Source organism: Microbacterium sp. MMO-56, assembly GCF_037146215.1.
Taxonomy (GTDB): domain Bacteria; phylum Actinomycetota; class Actinomycetes; order Actinomycetales; family Microbacteriaceae; genus Microbacterium.
On record NZ_JBBCVW010000009.1, the window covers coordinates 87,135 to 105,014 of the forward strand.

Here is a 17,880-nt window from a genome sequence, read left to right on the forward strand (position 1 = left end):
TCAGTCGGTGATGGCGGTCGCCATCGGGGCGAGGGAGAGATCCTCGATCCGGAAGGGCGCACCGACGGTCTCGGCGGTCACCGTCGCGGTGTCGACGGGGTACATGGCGCTCGTGAGCGAGGAGCCGTCGTTCAGGAACACCTCGACGCTGGAGGCGTCGACGAGGACGTCCATCGTCACGATCTCCTGAGTCGCGCGGCGGCCGGCGCGATCCGCGTCCGCCGCCGGGTCGGTCTGCACGGCGCGGTAGACGGCGGGGAACGTCGCCGCGACGGTGTCGTCGCGGACGATGAACGCGGCGCCGCGGTCCGCGTCGTAGCCGACGGTGACGGCGTGCGCGCCGTCGTCGCCGAGACGCAGACGCAGCTCGCCGGTGTCCGGCCGTGCGAACGACACCCGCATCCGGTAGGCGGGAGAGCTCGGCTGCACGGCGAGGGGTGCGATCGCGCCCGGTGCGATGTCGTGCGCGGATGCCACGACGGCATCCCCCTCCAGCGCGCGCAACGCATCGACCGGACGCGACCGCAGTCGGAGCCGCCCGTCGACCTCGGTCAGGGAGATGCTGCGGGTCACCGACAGCGTCCCTCCCTGCCAGTCGCGGGTGGGGAGATCGCGGGCATAGGCCCAGTTGTTGATCCATCCGAGCGCGGAGCGCTCGGTCAGACGTGAGGCGCCGGGGCGCGTGGGGTCCTCCCAGGTGACGGCGGCGTAGAAGTCCGCACCGTCGTCGAGCCACTGGGGTGCGGGGTCGTCGGCCGTGAAGCGCACGCCGTCCCAGGAGCCCGTCCAGTAGGCGAGTCCGGTCGTGCGGCCCTCCGCGCGGCCATCGGCGCTCGCGGCGAGGATCCACGTGCGTCGCCCGGTCGCGGGGTCGACCATCTCGAAGAGGTCGGGGCACTCGAGCAGGCCGAGCGCATCGGAGACGAAGTCCGACGTGTAGGTCCACGAGATCAGGTCGGCAGACGTGTAGAAGCCCAGGCGCGACCCCTCCGCGAGCGCCATGACCCACCGACCCGATGCCTCGTCCCGGATGATCTTGGGATCGCGCCAGTCGACGACGCCGGGGTTCTGCATGACCGGGTTCCCCGCGTAGGGCTGGAACGTGTAGCCGCCGTCGGTCGAGCCGAACAGCGATTGGCGCTGCACGCCGTCGTCCTGCTGGGTGACGAGGGCGACCACGGCGCCGCGGCCGAATCCGGCCGTCCCCTCCTCGTCGACCACGGCACTGCCGGTGAGGATGTCGCCGAGGCCGTTGCGGTACTTCTCGATCGCGACGCCTTCGTTGTGCCAGTGCACGAGGTCGTCGGAGGTCGCGTGGTACCACTCCGTGCCGTTGCCGTCGGGGTAGTCGGCGTTGTACAGGTAGTACAGGTGCCAGGTGCCGTCCACGTAGATCGGCCGCTGCGGATCGTTCATCCAGTGGGCGGGCGGTGTGACGTGGTAGGACGGGCGGTACTGCTCCCATGAGGCCGGGCGCTCGAACGTGCGCGCCTCCGGCGCGGGCGCCGCGGTGGGCGGCGCGGTCGGCTCGGGTGCCGACTGCGGCGGAAGCGACAGCGTGAAGACGAGCACGCCGACCGCGACCGTCGCGATGCCCGCGAGCAGGACGACGAGCGCCCGGCGACGCACGGGCCGGGTCGTCGCGGCGGTCGGGTCGGACGTGTCGGTCATGCGGAGGCTCCTCCTCGGCGACGGGCGAGGCCGAGCGCGATCCCGCCCGCGATGAGGGCGAGGACGCCCGCCGTGCCGGCCGCGGCTGCGGCGGCCTGGTCTCCACCGGTCGCCGGCAGGCGCGGGGTGGACTCGCTCGGGGTCGGGGTGGGCTCGCTCGGCGTCGGCTCGCTGGGTGTGGGTGTCGGGGTGGGTGTGGGTGTGGGCGTCGGGGTGGGCTCGATCGGCGCGGGGCGCAGGTCGGTGGTCCGCTCGACGACGGGCTCGCCGGTGCGGGTGGCGCTCACCTCCGCCGTGTTCGCGGCGTCCGCGGTCGCATCGGTCACGTCGGCGAGGAAGCGCACCTCGAGCATCTCGTCGAGCGCGACCGGGGCCACCGTCACCGAGATGCCGGTCGCATCGCACGTCGTCGACACGCGCTCGGCCGCGACGGGGGCGAGATCGATGAGGTAGCCGGTGTCGGGCGCGGTGCGCGTGGTGGACCGGACGCCGATGCCCGCGCTGCAGTCGACCTGCGAGCCGACCGGGGCGGGGTCTGCGACGGTCACCTGGTCCCACGGGCCCCGCGGGGTCTCGATGGTCCACTGGATGCGCGGCTCGCCCGGCACCCAGGCTCCGTACTTGCTCGCGTCGGTCCTGTCGACGGTGCCGTGGAACTCGCCCGGCACCTCGCCCGCCGGCAGGGTGCCCGTCGGCGAGAACTGTGCGCTCGTGGTCTCGCCGGGCGTCTCGGTGCCCACGGTCGTCACCACGGTCTCACCCGACCGGTTGGCGGGGTCGGCGGCGGCGTCGGTGAGCAGGATCGAGAGCCGGCCGTCCGCCTCGAGGGTCGCGTCGCCGACGACGGCGCCGGAGGCGGAGATCCATCGTCCGTCGGCGAGGACTCCGCCGGCGTGGTCGGGCAGCGAGAGCGTGACGGTGTCGCCGGGGAGGGCGCCGTCGGGGAGGGTCCATGAGACGTCGGTGGTCGTCGCCTCGGGGGTGATCGTCGTCGAGGTCTCGGCCGGCAGGGCGGAGCCTGCGGCACCCCACGCGGGGGTGCCGCAGGCGACCGCGCCGGCGACGAGCAGCGCGGCGAAGCCGGACTGCAGCGTGCGTCGCGCGGCGGTCGTCATGATGCGTCCGCGTCCGCGGCACGGCGTCGGCTGCGGACGACCAGCCCGGCTCCCGCGGCGGCCAGCAGCGAGCCCCCGGCGATGGCGGCGAGGAGCAGACCGCCGTCGCCACCGGTGCGCGCGAGGCCGCCCGGGGTCGACGGGCCGGCGGCGGCGGCGCCGGTCGCACCGGTCGTCGCCGAGGGGACCGTGGACGGGGTCTCCGAGGGGGTCGTCGACGGATCGGTCGGGGTCGAGGTCGGAGTGGACGTGGGGTGGGGCGTCGCCGACCCGGGAGTCGAGGCGATGCCGCGCGCGGCGAGGAGGAGGGTGGTGTCGAGCTGGCCGTCGAGGGTGTCGCCCACCGCCGCCACGATCGTGGTCTCCGCTCCGGGCTGGACGGGCGCGGTGCAGGTGAGTGCGGTCGTGTACCCGTTCATCTCGGTGGGGTGCGAGCCGTCGAGGTTGCCGACGAACGACGCGGCCTGCGCCGTCTCGTTGACGGTCGCGATCCCGGCGGGCTCGGACCCGACGAGCGAGCACAGGGTGCCGTTCACGAAGATGCCCAGCGCGTCGGTGTACTCCCTCTGCGACCAGGTGGGGTACTCCTCGCTGCCGAACTGGTAAACGATTGACAGAGTGTCGCCGGACGGGACCACGGTGAGCGCCACCTGAGCCGCGTCGTACGTCGTGGATCCGGTCAGCGCCGTGAGCTCCGCGGAGCCGGCGCCCCCGAGGTCGCCCGTCGTCGTCGCCTTCTCGTTGGAGCCGGTCAGCGCCGAGCGGGAGAAGTCGACGTCGGCGGACGCGGCCGGATCTGCCGCGCGCAGCGATCCGGTGGTCAGTGCGAGTCCGGAGCCGATCGCGGGGCTGAGCTTGAGGCCGGAGAAGGACCCGACCTGCACGTCGCGACCGTGTACGAGGCGTGCGGAGACGAGGCGGACGTTGTCGCCGACCAGCGCGGCGGCGGCAGTGTCGAGCGAGGTCGCCTCGAGCGTCTGGACGTCGGAGGCGGCGGACGCGGACGCCGCGACGGCCGGGACCGCCAGCGCGCCGAGCGCGATGCCGGCCAGGACAGCGCGGCGACGCCGCGTCGGGTGGGAGGTGAACATGGCACTCCTGAAGGGTGGAGGGTGCGACGGGCGTGTCGTGCGGGCCGCGTCGGCGCGTGGAAGGTGGGTCGGGCGAGAGGTGCCCGGAGAGTCGGACCACGGGAGCCTCGAAGGAGGCCGCCATGGGAAGTGTCGCAGACGGATCGCCGGTATGTCAAACGTTTGACAGATTCCCCTCCCGTCCCTTAGCCTCCTCAGCGAGAGTCCACGACCACGCCGCACGCCCTTCAGAAAGCAGACAGACGTGACCACCACCACGCGCACCCCGCGGCGTTCCCTCCGGCGGGCGGCGGCCCTGCTCGCCGCCGCCGCCACCGCTGCGACCCTTCTCTCCGCGTCGCCGGCATCCGCCGCCGTCGAGCCCGAACCGGTCCCCGGCTTCCCGGCTCCGACGTCGCACAGTCAGCAGGCGTACGACCCCGCCGACGACTTCACGGCCAAGTGGACGCGCGCCGACGCGCGCCAGATCGCGGCGATGAGCGACCCGTCGGCGCCCTCGAGGGAGAACTCCCTGCCCGAGGAGTACACGATGCCGACGGTCCCGCAGGACTTCCCGGACATGAGCAACGGTCAGGTCTGGGTCTGGGACAGCTGGACCCTCACCGACGGCACGAGCGACCAGCCCAGCTTCAAGGGCTGGGAGGTCGTCTTCTCGCTCGTGGCCGATCGCAGCCTCGGCTTCGACGACCGGCACACCTACGCCCGTCTCGGCTACTTCTACCGCAAGGCGGACGTCGCCGAGCGCCCCGAGAACGGCGGCTGGACCTACGGCGGCCACGTCTTCCCCGATGGGGCGTCCGGCGCCGTCTTCGAGGACCAGTCCTTCAGTCACCAGACCGAGTGGTCGGGTTCGACCCGCATCTTCGACGGGAACAAGCTGCGCATCTTCTACACGGCCGTGGCGTTCTACCGCAACGAGGACGGCAGCAACCGCAAGCCCTACGACCCGCGCATCGTCCAGAGCGAGGGACGCATCTTCGCCGACGAGAACGGCGTGTGGATGACCGGCTTCCGTGACCAGCACGACATGCTGCAGGCCGACGGCACCTATTACCAGAACGGCGAGCAGAACGAGTTCTTCAACTTCCGCGACCCGTTCACCTTCGAGGACCCCGCCCACCCGGGCAAGACCTACATGGTGTTCGAGGGCAACACCGCCTCCGTGCGCGGCGACCGCGTGTGCACCGAGGCCGACATGGGCTACCGACCCGGCGACCCGTACACCGAGACGGCCGACGAGGTCATGGATCGCGGCGCGCACTACCAGCTCGCGAACGTCGGCCTCGCCGTCGCGGACAACGCCGCGCTGACCGACTGGACGTTCCTGCCGCCGATCCTCTCGGCGAACTGCGTCAACGACCAGACCGAGCGTCCGCAGATCTACATCAAGGACGGCAAGTACTACCTCTTCACGATCACCCACCGCAGCACCTACGCGGCGGGGGTCGACGGTCCCGAGGGCGTCTACGGCTTCGTCGGAGACGGCATCCGCAGCGACTTCGAGCCGGTCAACCGGGGCTCCGGGCTCGCGCTCGGCAGCCCGTCGAACCTCAACTTCGCCGCCGGCTTCCCGTACGCACCGGACTACAACCAGAACCCGGGTCAGTTCCAGGCGTACTCGCACTACGTCATGCCCGGCGGCCTCGTGCAGTCGTTCATCGACACGATCGGCACGAGCGACGACTTCGTCCGCGGCGGCACCCTCGCCCCCACGGTGAAGGTGGACATCTCCGGCTCGTCGGTGACCGTCGACCGCTCCTACGGCTCGAACGGGCTCGGCCGGTGGGCCGACATCCCGTCGAACTACGCGCACGACATCGCCGCGACGTCGGACCCGCGACCGACGCGCTGAGCGTCGCGCATCCACAGACCCCCGGGCGCGTGCCCGGGGGTCTGTGGCGCGCCCGAGGGGCGTCGGTGGACCACCCGATGACTGGCTACGCTGGGGCGCGACGGGCGGGAGCCGCATGGAGGCGCAGGACGGCGTGGCGGGAGAGATCCTCGCCGCGCTCGGTGGGGCGGGGAACGTCTCGGTCTCGACCCACTGCGCGACACGGCTGCGGATCACCGTCGCGGACCCGGACTCCGTCGACGAGGCGCGCCTCTCGGGGGTCGCCGCCGTCCTGGGCGTCGCGCGGGGCGGGGATCAGGTCCAGGTCGTGGTCGGCCCGGGCGCGGTCGCCGGCGTCCACGCCGCCCTGGAGCGCGCCCGCGCCGCCGCATCCGACGCCGGCTCGTCCTCCGACGCCTCCGCTCGGCGTGCGGAGGGGAATGCGCCGCGGGCGCGGGTGATCCTGCGGCCGCTGCATCTGCTGATCGACATCGTCACGCCGCTCCTGCCGGTGTTCGTCGCAGGCGGACTCCTCCTCGCCCTCCACAACCTCGTGAGCGCCCCCGGGGTGTTCCTGGACGAGTCGCTCGTCGCGCTCGCGCCGTGGCTCGCGGGCCCGGCCGCGCTGGTCGGGATCATCGGGATCGGGGTGTTCGCGCTCCTGCCCGTGCTCATCGGCTTCTCCGCGGTCGAACGGTTCGGCGGGTCGCCCTACCTCGGCGGTGCCATGGGCGCCGCCCTCGTCGCCGCCCCGTTCATCGTGGACAGCGGCGCCTTCCCGGCGCTGCAGCTGCAGGGCGGCGGCAGCTGGACGCTCGCCGGCATCGACGTCCTCGGCGTCGACTACCGCGGCACGGTCGTTCCCGTCATCGTGGTCTCCGCCGTCCTGGCCGCCATCGAGCGGGGGCTCCGGCGCTCCCTGCGCGGCGCCGCGGCGTTCCTGTTCGTGCCGATGCTCACGCTGCTGCTCACCGGCGTGCTCGCCTTCCTCGTGATCGGGCCCGCGGCACGGCTGCTGGGCGATGCGTTCGCCGGTCTCGTCACCACCGTGTACGACGCTACGGGGGTGTTCGGCGGGGCGCTCATCGGCGCGATCTACCCGCTGCTGGTCGTCACGGGCCTCCACCAGAGCCTCGTCTCGCTGGAGCTCGGACTGATCGGAGGCGGCGGCTCGTTCATCTTCCCCGTCGCCGGGGCGTCGAACCTCGCGCAGGCGGGCGCCTGTTTCGCCGTCGCCCTGCTGGCGCGGCGCCGCTCGCGGCTGCGGGCGGTGGCCGCCGGCGCCGGCGTCCCGGCGTCCTTCGGGATCGCCGAACCCGCGATCTTCGGCGTGAACCTGCGGCTGCAGTTCCCGTTCGTGGCCGCCGTCGTCGCATCCGCCGCCGCGGGGGCCCTCCTGTCCGTCTGGGACGTCGAGGCGGTGACCCTCGGGGCGGCCGGCGTCATCGGCGTCGCCTCCATCGCCCCCGGCTACGGCGTGCGCTATCTCGTCTGCATCCTCTCGAGCGGTGTGCTCGCCTTCACCCTGACCTGCGTGTGGGCGGTGATGCGCCGACGCGGCACACTCGACGACCCGATCGACCCCGGCGTTCCCCCAGCCGCCGCCGGTACCCTGGACGGATGAGCGAACCCGGTCCCGTGCGCCCGACCCGACCCCGTCAGGTGCGTCCCCGTACCGAGGGATGGACCCAGCGGAAGGACGCGGACGGGCGTCCGCTCCTGCAGTTCGCCGCCCCCAAGAAGGGGATGCCGCCCGTCCACCTCGCCGACCTCACCCCCGAGGAGCGCGTCGCGCGCGTGAAGGATCTCGGCCTGCCCGCCTTCCGCGCCGGCCAGCTCGAGAAGCATTACTTCCACCACTACACCGCCGACCCCGCCGAGATGACCGACCTGCCGGCATCCGGTCGTGACGAGCTCGTGCACGCGCTGCTGCCGCCGCTGCTCACCGAGGTGCGCCGGCTCGAGACCGACCGCGGCGACACGATCAAGTTCCTCTGGAAGCTGCACGACGGCGCGCTCGTCGAGTCCGTGCTGATGCGCTACACGGGGCGCATCACGCTGTGCGTGTCGTCTCAGGCCGGCTGCGGCATGAACTGCCCGTTCTGCGCGACCGGTCAGGCGGGGCTCACCCGCAACATGTCCGCGGCGGAGATCGTCGAGCAGGTCGTCCGCGCGAACCGCCTCATCGCCGACGGCGGCCTCGGCGATCCGCGCCGCGTCGGACACGAGGACGAGCGGGTCACCAACATCGTCTTCATGGGGATGGGAGAGCCCCTCGCCAACTACAACCGCGTGATGCAGGCGGTGCGCACGATGGTCGACAAGAAGCACGGGCTCGGCATGAGCGCGCGCGGGATCACGGTGTCGACCGTCGGTCTCGTGCCGGCGATCACCAAGCTGTCGGCGGAGGACATCCCGGTCACCTTCGCGCTGTCGCTGCACGCTCCCGACGACCACCTGCGCGACGAGATGATCCCGATCAACTCGCGGTGGAAGGTCGACGAGGCCCTCGACGCCGCGCGGGCCTACTTCGACAAGACGGGGCGCCGGGTCTCGATCGAGTACGCCCTCATCAAGGACATGAACGACCACGCGTGGCGCGCGGACCTCCTCGCCGAGAAGCTCAACGCGCGCGGGCGCGGCTGGGTGCACGTGAACCCGATCCCGCTGAACCCCACGCCCGGATCGGTGTGGACGGCATCGGAGGTCCCCGTGCAGAACGAGTTCGTCCGCCGGCTCAACGACGCGGGCATCCCCACGACCCTCCGCGACACCCGCGGCAAGGAGATCGACGGCGCCTGCGGACAGCTCGTCGCGACGGAGGAGGACCGCGAGGTCGCCGCCTCCGTCCCGGTCGACTGACCCGGCCCCCGCGCCTCGCCCGCCGGGTAGCGTGGGGGGATGGTCAACTATCGGTACCTCGGCAACAGCGGCTTCAAGATCTCGGAGATCACCTACGGCAACTGGGTGACGCACGCCTCGCAGGTCGGCGACGACGCCGCCATCGCGACGGTGCACAAGGCACTCGACCTCGGCATCACGTCCTTCGACACGGCCGACGCCTACGCGAACACGGCCGCGGAGGTCGTCCTGGCCAAGGCGCTGCAGGGTCAGCAGCGGGAGAACCTCGAGATATTCACGAAGGTCTACTGGCCGATCGGCCGCAAGGGCCCCAACGACACCGGGCTCTCGCGCAAGCACCTGATGGACGGCATCCACGGCTCGCTCCGTCGGCTCGAGGTGGACTACGTCGACCTCTACCAGGCCCACCGCTACGACTACGAGACCCCGCTCGAAGAGACGATGCAGGCCTTCGCCGACATCGTCCGTCAGGGCAAGGCGCTCTACATCGGCGTCAGCGAGTGGACCGCCGAGCAGCTGCGCGACGGCCACGCCCTCGCGAAGGAGCTCGGCTTCCAGCTCGTCTCGAACCAGCCTCAGTACTCCGCGCTGTGGCGCGTGATCGAGGACAAGGTCATCCCGACCTCGGAAGAGCTCGGGATCTCGCAGATCGTGTGGTCGCCGATGGCGCAGGGCGTTCTGACCGGCAAGTATCTGCCCGGTCAGCCGGTGCCCGCCGGATCGCGCGCGACCGACGAGAAGAGCGGGGCGAACTTCATCAAGCGGTTCCTCCGCGACGAGGTGCTCGAGGCCGTCCAGAAGCTCACGCCCATCGCCGAGGAGGCGGGCATCACGGTGCCCCAGCTCTCTCTCGCCTGGGTCCTGCACAACCCGAACATCGCGGCGGCGCTCGTCGGCGCCTCCCGTCCGGAGCAGCTGGAGGACACGGTCAAGGCCTCCGACATCACGCTCGACGACGCGACCTACGCCGCCGTCAACGACGCGCTGCAGGGTGTCGCGGTGACCGACCCGCAGGAGACGTACTCGGTCTCGCCCGCCTCGCGCCCGGCGTGATCCGCGGAGCCGGCCGCCGATGACCGTGGCGAGCGCCGGCATCCTGCTGTACCGGGTCGATCCGGACGGCGGGGTGTCGGTGCTCGTCGCCCATATGGGCGGTCCGTTCTGGGCGCGCAAGGATGAGGGCGCGTGGTCGATCCCCAAGGGCGAGTACGACCCGGCCGTCGAGTCTGCGCGGGAGGCGGCGGTGCGGGAGTTCCGCGAGGAGCTGGGCGTCGACCCGCCCGACGTGGCGTACGCGGAGCTCGGGACGTTCGCCTACGCCTCGGGACGCAAGACCGTGACGGTCCTCTGCGGCGACGGCGCGGGGTTGGACCCTCCCGGTTTCGTCTTCGGGGAGTTCGAGATGGAGTGGCCGCCCCGATCGGGTGTCGCGCGGGCGTTCCCCGAGGTCGACCGCGCCGAGTGGATGCTCCTCGCCGAGGCCCGCCCCCGTCTGGTGGCCGGGCAGCGGCCCGCCCTGGACGCCCTGCAGCACGTGCTCGGGGGCTGAGCGTCCGGCCGCCCGTCACCCCGTCGCGGCGTCACCCTGTTGCGGCGTTCACAACTCCGGAGAATCTCGGCCCCGGGCCAGCGAGGCGGGCCGAGAACCCCGGGACGGAGGAGTTCTCCGGAGTTGTGAACCGCCGACGGGGGCGCCGGAGGCCCGGAGGGGGCGGGCAGGGGAGGAGAGTGGGTCAGCGCCTCTTGGTCGGCGCGGCAGACACGTCGAGCGCGGGGTGGAGCCCGCCGAGGGAGGACCAGGCGCTCGCCGTCCCCTTCGCGGCATGCTCGGCGCCGCGGACGGCGCGCTCGTCCGCCCATTCGTTGAGCACGTGCCCGCGGTGGCCGCGGACGTGCTCGAGCACGACGTCGGGGAGGCCGGCCTCGCGTCGCGCGTCGCGCGCCTCGATCAGCTGCTCGAGCAGGTCGCGGTTCTTCGTGGGCGCTCCCGTCGAGGTCTTCCAGCCGCGGCGGCGGTGGGCGTCCATCCACGAGGAGTAGGTGTCGATCGCGTACTTCGAGTCGGCCTGCACGGTCAGGTGCGCCACGTCGGCGTGATCCTCGATCGCCTTGAGCAGTCCCATGAGCTCGCCGATGTTGTTCGTCCCCACGGGGATCGCCCCCGCGGCCCACTGCCCGTCCTCGCCGACCCACGCCCATCCGGTCGGTCCGGGGTTGCCCTTGCAGGCGCCGTCGGTGGCCACGGTGTAGGTGTCGGAGGAAGTCACCGTACGACGCTACCCGAGCGGGCGGCGGCCCGTCCGCGCGAGCGGTCCGTCCGCGCGGGCCGTCCGTCGCATCCGTGGCGACGAACTCCGCAGGATGTGACGAACTCCGCACCCGATCGCGGGATCGGGTGCGGAGTTCGTTCGTTCGTGCGGGGTTCCCTGCGCCCCACGCGCCGGGCGGGGACGGGCGGGCGGGGGCGAGAGAGGCGGGGGCGCGAGCTAGGCGGAGGTCAGGGCGCTCGTGCCGGAGGTGGCGGCCCGCGACAGGCGCAGCCAGGTCTCGACGACCGTGTCGGGATTCAGCGACACGGACTCGATGCCCTCCGCGACGAGCCACTCGGCGAGGTCGGGGTGATCCGAGGGGCCCTGCCCGCAGATGCCGACGTACTTGCCGGCGGCGCGGCACGCCGCGATCGCCATCGAGAGGAGCGCCAGGACGGCGGGGTCGCGCTCGTCGAACGTCGAGGCGACGAGGCCCGAGTCGCGATCGAGTCCCAGGGTGAGCTGGGTCATGTCGTTGGAGCCGATGGAGAACCCGTCGAAGAACTCCAGGAACTGCTCCGCCAGGAGCGCGTTCGAGGGCAGCTCGCACATCATGATGACCTTCAGGTCGTTCTCGCCCCGCCGCAGGCCGTTCTCGGCGAGCAGCTCGACGACGGCGTGTCCCTCGCCGACGGTCCGGACGAAGGGCACCATCACCTGCACGTTGGTGAAGCCCATCTCGTCGCGGACGAAGCGCAGCGCCTCGCACTCCATGTCGAAGCACGCGCGGAAGTCCGGGGAGATGTATCGCGAGGCGCCGCGGTAGCCGAGCATGGGGTTCTCCTCGTGGGGCTCGTAGAGCTCGCCCCCGACGAGGTTGGCGTACTCGTTCGACTTGAAGTCCGACAGGCGCACGATGACCGGCTCGGGCCAGAACGCAGCCGCGATCATCGAGACCCCCTCGGCGACGCGGCGCACGAAGTAGTCGCGCGGCGAGTCGTACGCGGCGGTCGCCTCCGCGATCCGGCCCCGCAGGTCGCCGTCCAGCGTCTCGAACTCGAGGAGCGCGCGCGGGTGGATGCCGATCTGACGGTTGATCACGAACTCGAGGCGCGCGAGGCCGACGCCGCGGTGCGGCAGGCGCGAGAAGGAGAAGGCCTGGTCGGGCGTGCCGACGTTCATCATGATCTTCACCGGGGAGTCCGGCATCGAGTCGAGGCGCGTGATCTCCTCCTCGAACGGGAGGATGCCGCGGTAGACGAACCCCGTGTCGCCCTCGGCGCAGGACACCGTGACCTCGTCCCCGTCGGCGATGAGCGAGGTCGCGTCACCGGTTCCGACGACGGCCGGGATGCCGAGCTCGCGCGCGATGATCGCGGCGTGGCACGTGCGCCCTCCGCGGTTCGTCACGATCGCGCTCGCCCGCTTCATGATGGGCTCCCAGTCGGGATCGGTCATGTCGGCGACGAGCACCTCGCCGGGCTGGAAGTCGGCCATCTGGTCGAGGCTGCGGAGGACTCGGGCCGGCCCCGCGCCGATGCGCTGCCCGATCGCGCGCCCCGCCGTGGCGACCTCGCCGCGGGCGCCGAGCACGAAGCGGCGGATGACCCCCGCCTCGACCCGGGAGACGACGGTCTCCGGCCGCGCCTGCAGGATGTAGATGCGTCCGTCGAGGCCGTCCTTGCCCCACTCGATGTCCATCGGGCGGCCGTAGTGCTCCTCGATCACGAGCGCCTGCCGCGCCAGTTCGAGAAGGTCGGCGTCGTCGATCGAGAAGCGCCGCCGGTCGGCGGAGGGCACGTCCTCGAACCGCGTCGAGGCGCCCGCCTCCCGGGCATCCGTGTACCGCATCGCGATGGCCTTCTCGCCCACCGAGCGCTTGAGGACCGCGGGCCGGTCCGCGCGCAGGGCGACCTTGGAGACGTAGAACTCGTCGGGGTTCACGGCGCCCTGGACGACGGCCTCGCCGAGCCCGTACGAGCTCGTGATGAAGACCGCGTCGTCGAAGCCCGACTCGGTGTCGACCGTGAACATGACGCCGGCCGCGCCGATGTCGGAGCGCACCATCTTCTGGATGCCCGCGGACAGGGCGACCTCGTCGTGGTCGAAGCCGTGGTGGGCGCGGTAGGCGATCGCCCGGTCGTTGTAGAGCGACGCGAAGACCGAACGGATCGCGGCGAGCACGTTCTCGACCCCGGCGACGTTGAGGAAGGTCTCCTGCTGGCCGGCGAACGAGGCATCCGGCAGGTCCTCCGCCGTGGCGGACGAACGGACCGCGAAGGACGCGTCCGGGTGCTCCCCGGCGAGCCGCACGTAGGCGGCGCGGATGTCGGCGTCGAGCTCGGCCGGGAAGGGCTGCTCCTCGACCCAGGCGCGGATCTGGGTGCCCGCGCGCGTGAGGGCGGTGACGTCCTCGACGTCGACCTCGGCGATCGCGGCGGCGATGCGCTCGCGCAGCCCGCCCTCGGCGAGGAACGCGCGATAGGCGTCGGCGGTCGTCGCGAACCCGCCCGGCACGCTCACCCCGAGCGAGGAGAGGTGCGAGACCATCTCGCCGAGCGAGGCGTTCTTGCCGCCGACGGCGGGGAGGTCTGCCATGCCGAGCTGATCGAACCAGAGGATGCTGCTCATGTGTCGGGCCTTCCTGTCAGGTGCGCGGGTGTGCGCGGTGGGGGCCGCGCCGGTCAGGCGCGGAGCTTGAGGGACTGCATGATGACCGCGGACATCTCCTCGACGCTCTTGGTCGACGAGTTGACGAACGGGATGTGGGTGCGTCGGTAGAGGTCCTCGGCGCGGCGCAGCTCGAGGGTGCACTGGGCGAGACTCGCGTACGTGGAGTCCGGTCGGCGCTCGTGGCGCACCTGGCTGAGCCGCAGCGGCGTCGTGGTGAGACCGAAGCAGCGCGAGGCGTACGCGGCGACGGGTCGGGGGAGCCCCTCGGTGGGGAAGTCGTCGTCGGTGAGCGGGTAGTTGGCCACGAGCAGGCCGTACTGCAGGGCGAGGTACATGGTGGTCGGCGTCTTGCCGCAGCGCGACGGGGCGACGATGATCACGTCGGCCTGACCGAGGGCGCGAAGGCTCTGGCCGTCGTCGTGCTCGATCGCGTACTCGACCGCACGCATGCGGGCGAAGTACTGCTCGGTGTCGCCCACGGTGTGGAAGGACCCCAGCTGCTCGGAGGCGGTCGTGCCGAGCGCCTGTTCGAGCTCGGTCAGATGGCCGCCGAGGAGGTCGATGTGCGTCGCGCGCGCGTCGCGCAGGACTCGGGCGACGGCGGGGGAGCGCACCGTGTGGAACACGATGGGCTGCTCGCCGGCGTCGGCCGCGCGGTCGATCTCGCGTGCGACGGCGGCGGCGCCGTCGGCGGAGTCGACGAACGGCACCGTGTGGTGCCGGAAGGCGACTCCGGGGAAATTGACCAGGAGCGCCCGGCCGAGGGTCTCCGCCGTGATGCCCGTGGAGTCGGACACGAAGTAGGCGGCGCGCGGGATCGTCGTCACGGGTGCTGCTCCTCGTCTCGCGCTCGGTGGCCCGCCGGGTGGGCGATGTTCCGAGACTATGAAGGATGCAGCATCCCTATCGGATGAAAATGTCGAAAGAAGCGGCTAATTTGACAGTGGTGCAGGAATGGCGCGCGCACGCGCCGAACGGGGCGGGGATGCGACGTGGCATCCCCGCCCCGTTCGGGCGTCGGTCCCGGCTCAGATCTGCGAGCGGGGACCGGGTTCCACGATCTTGTTGAACCCGGTGACGGGCTGGTTCTCGTCGAACGACGCGATCGGTCGCCGGAACCCGCGGGTCAGGAAGACCAAGTAGAGCAGACCCAGACCCGTCCAGATCAGCCCCACCGTCAGGGCGTGGTCGTCGAGGTTCACCCAGAGCAGGCCGGTGAGGGCCATGCCGATCGCCGGCATCACGATGTAGCTCAGGATGTCGCGCGGCGTCTTGCGACGCCCGCGGCGCACCGCGAACCACGCGATCACCGAGATGTTCACGAAGGTGAACGCGATCAGGGCGCCGTAGTTGATGTAGTCGACGATCTGGTCGAGCGTGAACGCGATGGCGGCGAGGCTCACGACGCCGACGAGGACGACCGTGAACGCGGGCGTGTGCGTGCGGGGGCTGATGTACCCGAAGAAGCGACGAGGCAGCACGCCGTTGCGCCCCATGACGAGCAGCATGCGCGCGACCGAGGCGTGCGAGGCCAGCCAGGACGCCAGGGTCGCCGCGAAGCCCGCCGCCGTGAGCACCGACTGCAGGACGAGCCCGCCGACCTGCGAGCCGATCTCGGGGAGCGTCGAGTCGGCGATCGCCTCCGGCGGGAAGGCCTCGTGGTCGGGGAAGCGGAGCTGGGTGAAGTAGGCGGCCACGAGGAAGATCGCGCCGCCGACGAGCACCGTCAGCAGGATGGCCCGCGGCATGATCTTCGGGCTCTTCGCCTCCTCCGCGTACATCGTCACGGCATCGAAGCCGATGAACGAGAAGCAGACGATCGTCGCGCCGGCGAGGACCGCGCCGAAGGAGACCTCGGGGTGGATGAAGGGCTGGACGGATGCCACCGTGCCGGCGCCCGCGCCCTGCGCCAGCTGGACGACGACCATGATCACGAAGACCGCCATCACGACGATCGAGAAGATGAGCAGCAGCATGTTGACGTTCGACGTGCCGCGCATCGTCAGATAGATGACGCCCGTGACCCCGGTGGTGAAGACCACGACCCACACCCAGCCGGGGATGTCGGGGAACAGCGCCTCCATGTAGCTGCGGAGGATCAGCGCGTTGACCATCGGCAGCAGCAGGTAGTCGATGAGCGAGGTCCAGCCGACGAGGAAGCCGAGGCTCGGGTGCATCGATTCGCGGACGTACGTGTACGCGGAGCCCGCGCTGGGGATGACGCCGACCATCTTGCCGTAGCTGATGGCGGTGAAGCCCATGACGATGAGCGCGACGGCGTAGGCGGCGGGGACGACGTTGTTCGTCTCGACCGCGACGTTGCCGAAGGTGTCGAACACGACCGTCGGGGTCATGTAGCCGAGCCCCAGTCCCACGATGGACCAGAGGCCGAGCGTACGGGCGAGATGGGCCGTGCGGTTCGAGGATGCCGCAGGCGCGGCGAGCGACTCGTTCGTGGTTCCTCCTGATGGTGAGGGCGTTTCGGGTGCTCGAATACTAGGGTCGACCTGTTTCGTCCGTGTAGCGATCCGATCTCGCGCGATGACCGGGGCGGGCGAGATCCGGACGGATCGACCGGGACCGCGCGCGGTCCGGACGAAGGGTGCGGGCTCAGACGCCGCGCAGGCCGTCGGTGCGCTCGAAGATGAGGCTCGTGTTGGTCGCCGCCACGATGGAGTGCGTCGACAGGTGATCGGTGACGAACGCACGCAGGTCCGCGCTGTCACGCCCGCGGAAGTGGATGACGAAGTCCTCCGCACCGGCCACGTAGAAGTACTGCGCGACATCGGGATGGCTCTTCAGCTCGTCGGCGAACCGGGTGAGCTGTGCGCGTGCGCCGGGACGGATCCGTACGGAGACGAGCGCCTCCGTCTGGTAGCCGAGGGCCGTCGGATCGACCTCGACGGTGAAGCGCCGGATGACGCCGCGCGAGACGAGGCGCGCGATGCGGCCGTGGACGGTCGATGCGGCGAGGCCGAGCACCGAGGCGAGACGGCTGAGCGGTTGCCTCGCGTCGGAGCGCAGCTCATCGATGAGTCGGAGGTCGACGGCATCCACCGAAGAATTCGCACCCGGAATCGGCATGGGCCGATCCTAGTTCGACGGAGTGCCGATCTCGTGCGAATTCTTCGGAAGCCCTTGTCGTGGTCTGCGGGGCCTGACATCGTGATCGCGCTGCGCCGCCCGAACCTCCGCGACGGCGAGCCGTCACGGAGGAGAACCGCTCATGATCATCGGTGTTCCCGCAGAGATCAAGGACAGCGAGCGCCGCGTCGGGATGACCCCGACCGGCGTCGACGAGCTCGCCGCACGGGGGCATCGCGTGCTCGTCGAGCGCGGCGCCGGGGAGGGGTCGGGCTTCGCCGACGAGGCGTATCGCGCGGCGGGAGCGGAGGTCGTGCCGGACGCCGCGGATGTCTGGGGCGGCGCCGAACTCCTCGTGAAGGTGAAGGAGCCGATCGCCCCCGAGTACGGCTTCCTGCGCCCCGACCTGACCCTCTTCACCTACCTTCACCTGGCGGCCGCACCCGCGCTCACCGAGGCCCTCCTCGCGGCGGGCACCACCGCCATCGCGTACGAGACGGTGCAGCTGCCCGACCGGTCGCTGCCGCTCCTGGCCCCGATGAGCGAGATCGCCGGCCGGCTGTCGGTGCAGGTCGGCGCGCAGCAGCTGCTCGGACCCGCCGGAGGGCGCGGCATCCTCCTCGGGGGTGTGCCCGGCACGCCGCGCGGCCGTGTGGTCGTCATCGGCGGCGGCGTCGCGGGCACCCACGCGGCGCAGATGGCCGTGGGTCTCGGCGCGCACGTGACGATCGTCGATCTCTCGATCCCGCAGCTGCGCCGCCTCGACGACCGGTTCGACGGCCGGGTGGACACGCGGGTGTCCACCCGCTCCACCATCGCCGAGCTGGTGGCCGACGCCGACCTCGTCGTCGGCTCTGTCCTCGTCCCCGGAGCCGCCGCGCCGAAGCTCGTCACGCTCGACATGGTCGAGCGGATGCGCCCGGGCTCCGTCCTCGTGGACATCGCCGTCGACCAGGGCGGCTGCTTCGAGGGCACGCGAGCGACGACGCACAGCGACCCGACGTACCGCGTGCACGACGCGATCTACTACGCCGTCGCCAACATGCCCGGCGCCGTGCCCCTCACCTCGACGCTCGCCCTGACCAACGCCACGCTGCGCTACACCCTCGCGCTGGCCGAGCTCGGCGTCGACGCCGCCCTCGCGGCGGATCCGTCGCTCGCGGCCGGGCTCTCCCTCCGTGGCGGCGAGGTGATCGACACGCGCATCCTCGCCTGAACGGCGGGCATCCTCGCTCGAACTCCGCGGGATGACGCGAACTCCGCATCCGATCGCGGGATCGGATGCGGAGTTCGTCGCGTTCTGC

Annotated in this window: 14 protein-coding genes; 6 read left to right on the forward strand and 8 right to left on the reverse strand. The window is 71.5% G+C overall.

What is annotated here, in order from left to right:
* From WFI00_RS10110 to WFI00_RS10120, 3 genes are read right to left on the reverse strand one after another with little or no spacing between them, the layout of a single operon-like run.
* Positions 1-1,671: a glycoside hydrolase family 32 protein gene (locus tag WFI00_RS10110; RefSeq protein ID WP_336642358.1), complete on the reverse strand. Its 1,671-nt coding sequence runs from the start codon at positions 1,669-1,671 to the stop codon at positions 1-3.
* A complete protein-coding gene (locus tag WFI00_RS10115; RefSeq protein ID WP_336631919.1) occupies positions 1,668-2,786 on the reverse strand; it encodes a hypothetical protein in 1,119 nt (372 codons plus the stop codon). Before WFI00_RS10115 ends, WFI00_RS10110 begins: the two co-directional genes overlap by 4 nt.
* Complete coding sequence (locus WFI00_RS10120; protein ID WP_336631920.1) at positions 2,783-3,877, reverse strand: choice-of-anchor L domain-containing protein; 1,095 nt, start codon at positions 3,875-3,877, stop codon at positions 2,783-2,785. The genes WFI00_RS10115 and WFI00_RS10120 overlap by 4 nt, the downstream gene beginning before the upstream one ends.
* A 244-nt stretch (positions 3,878-4,121) precedes the next feature.
* Here WFI00_RS10120 and WFI00_RS10125 point away from each other — a divergent pair, with 244 nt between their 5' ends.
* The 5 genes from WFI00_RS10125 to WFI00_RS10145 all read left to right on the forward strand — a co-directional run bounded on the left by WFI00_RS10125 (position 4,122) and on the right by WFI00_RS10145 (position 10,119).
* The gene (locus WFI00_RS10125; RefSeq protein ID WP_336631921.1) at positions 4,122-5,729 is read left to right on the forward strand and encodes a glycoside hydrolase family 68 protein; all 1,608 of its coding nucleotides are present in this window, start codon (positions 4,122-4,124) and stop codon (positions 5,727-5,729) included.
* A gap of 115 nt (positions 5,730-5,844) precedes the next feature.
* Positions 5,845-7,332, forward strand: a complete 1,488-nt coding sequence (locus WFI00_RS10130) for a PTS transporter subunit EIIC (protein WP_336631922.1) — start codon at positions 5,845-5,847, stop codon at positions 7,330-7,332.
* Entirely contained in the window at positions 7,329-8,570 is a 1,242-nt protein-coding gene (rlmN, locus tag WFI00_RS10135) for a 23S rRNA (adenine(2503)-C(2))-methyltransferase RlmN (protein WP_336631923.1), read from the forward strand. Before WFI00_RS10130 ends, rlmN begins: the two co-directional genes overlap by 4 nt.
* Before the next feature lie 39 nt (positions 8,571-8,609).
* A complete protein-coding gene (locus WFI00_RS10140; protein ID WP_336631924.1) occupies positions 8,610-9,623 on the forward strand; it encodes an aldo/keto reductase family protein in 1,014 nt (337 codons plus the stop codon).
* Between the two features lie 19 nt (positions 9,624-9,642).
* Positions 9,643-10,119 carry an NUDIX domain-containing protein gene (locus tag WFI00_RS10145; RefSeq protein WP_336631925.1) on the forward strand — a complete coding sequence of 159 codons (477 nt, stop codon included), beginning with the start codon at positions 9,643-9,645 and terminating at the stop codon, positions 10,117-10,119.
* A 184-nt stretch (positions 10,120-10,303) separates the two neighbouring features.
* Here WFI00_RS10145 and WFI00_RS10150 read toward each other — a convergent pair whose 3' ends face one another.
* The 5 genes from WFI00_RS10150 to WFI00_RS10170 form a co-directional block, all read right to left on the reverse strand.
* A complete protein-coding gene (locus WFI00_RS10150; protein ID WP_336631926.1) occupies positions 10,304-10,837 on the reverse strand; it encodes a ribonuclease H family protein in 534 nt (177 codons plus the stop codon).
* A gap of 219 nt (positions 10,838-11,056) precedes the next feature.
* Positions 11,057-13,450 (reverse strand): phosphoenolpyruvate synthase, encoded by a 2,394-nt coding sequence (gene ppsA, locus WFI00_RS10155; protein ID WP_336631927.1) that lies wholly within the window; start codon positions 13,448-13,450, stop codon positions 11,057-11,059.
* 53 nt (positions 13,451-13,503) lie between these two features.
* The gene (locus tag WFI00_RS10160) at positions 13,504-14,319 is read right to left on the reverse strand and encodes a pyruvate, water dikinase regulatory protein (protein ID WP_336631928.1); all 816 of its coding nucleotides are present in this window, start codon (positions 14,317-14,319) and stop codon (positions 13,504-13,506) included.
* A gap of 201 nt (positions 14,320-14,520) precedes the next feature.
* On the reverse strand, positions 14,521-15,987 hold the full coding sequence (locus tag WFI00_RS10165) for an APC family permease (protein WP_336631949.1): 1,467 nt from the start codon (positions 15,985-15,987) through the stop codon (positions 14,521-14,523).
* A gap of 115 nt (positions 15,988-16,102) precedes the next feature.
* On the reverse strand, positions 16,103-16,576 hold the full coding sequence (locus WFI00_RS10170) for an Lrp/AsnC family transcriptional regulator (RefSeq protein ID WP_336631929.1): 474 nt from the start codon (positions 16,574-16,576) through the stop codon (positions 16,103-16,105).
* Positions 16,577-16,718: 142 nt separating this feature from the next.
* On the opposite strand from WFI00_RS10170, the gene ald reads away from it, so the two are divergent.
* The gene (ald, locus tag WFI00_RS10175; RefSeq protein WP_336631930.1) at positions 16,719-17,792 is read left to right on the forward strand and encodes an alanine dehydrogenase; all 1,074 of its coding nucleotides are present in this window, start codon (positions 16,719-16,721) and stop codon (positions 17,790-17,792) included.
* The last annotated feature ends 88 nt before the right edge of the window (positions 17,793-17,880 follow it).

Coding starts and splice junctions, on each gene's coding strand:
- WFI00_RS10110 (WP_336642358.1), bottom strand. CDS start 1,671: ATGACCGACACGTCCGACCCGACCGCCGCGACGACCCGGCCCGTGCGT.
- WFI00_RS10115 (WP_336631919.1), bottom strand. CDS start 2,786: ATGACGACCGCCGCGCGACGCACGCTGCAGTCCGGCTTCGCCGCGCTG.
- WFI00_RS10120 (WP_336631920.1), bottom strand. CDS start 3,877: ATGTTCACCTCCCACCCGACGCGGCGTCGCCGCGCTGTCCTGGCCGGC.
- WFI00_RS10130 (WP_336631922.1), top strand. CDS start 5,845: ATGGAGGCGCAGGACGGCGTGGCGGGAGAGATCCTCGCCGCGCTCGGT.
- rlmN (WP_336631923.1), top strand. CDS start 7,329: ATGAGCGAACCCGGTCCCGTGCGCCCGACCCGACCCCGTCAGGTGCGT.
- WFI00_RS10140 (WP_336631924.1), top strand. CDS start 8,610: ATGGTCAACTATCGGTACCTCGGCAACAGCGGCTTCAAGATCTCGGAG.
- WFI00_RS10145 (WP_336631925.1), top strand. CDS start 9,643: ATGACCGTGGCGAGCGCCGGCATCCTGCTGTACCGGGTCGATCCGGAC.
- ppsA (WP_336631927.1), bottom strand. CDS start 13,450: ATGAGCAGCATCCTCTGGTTCGATCAGCTCGGCATGGCAGACCTCCCC.
- WFI00_RS10170 (WP_336631929.1), bottom strand. CDS start 16,576: ATGCCGATTCCGGGTGCGAATTCTTCGGTGGATGCCGTCGACCTCCGA.
- ald (WP_336631930.1), top strand. CDS start 16,719: ATGATCATCGGTGTTCCCGCAGAGATCAAGGACAGCGAGCGCCGCGTC.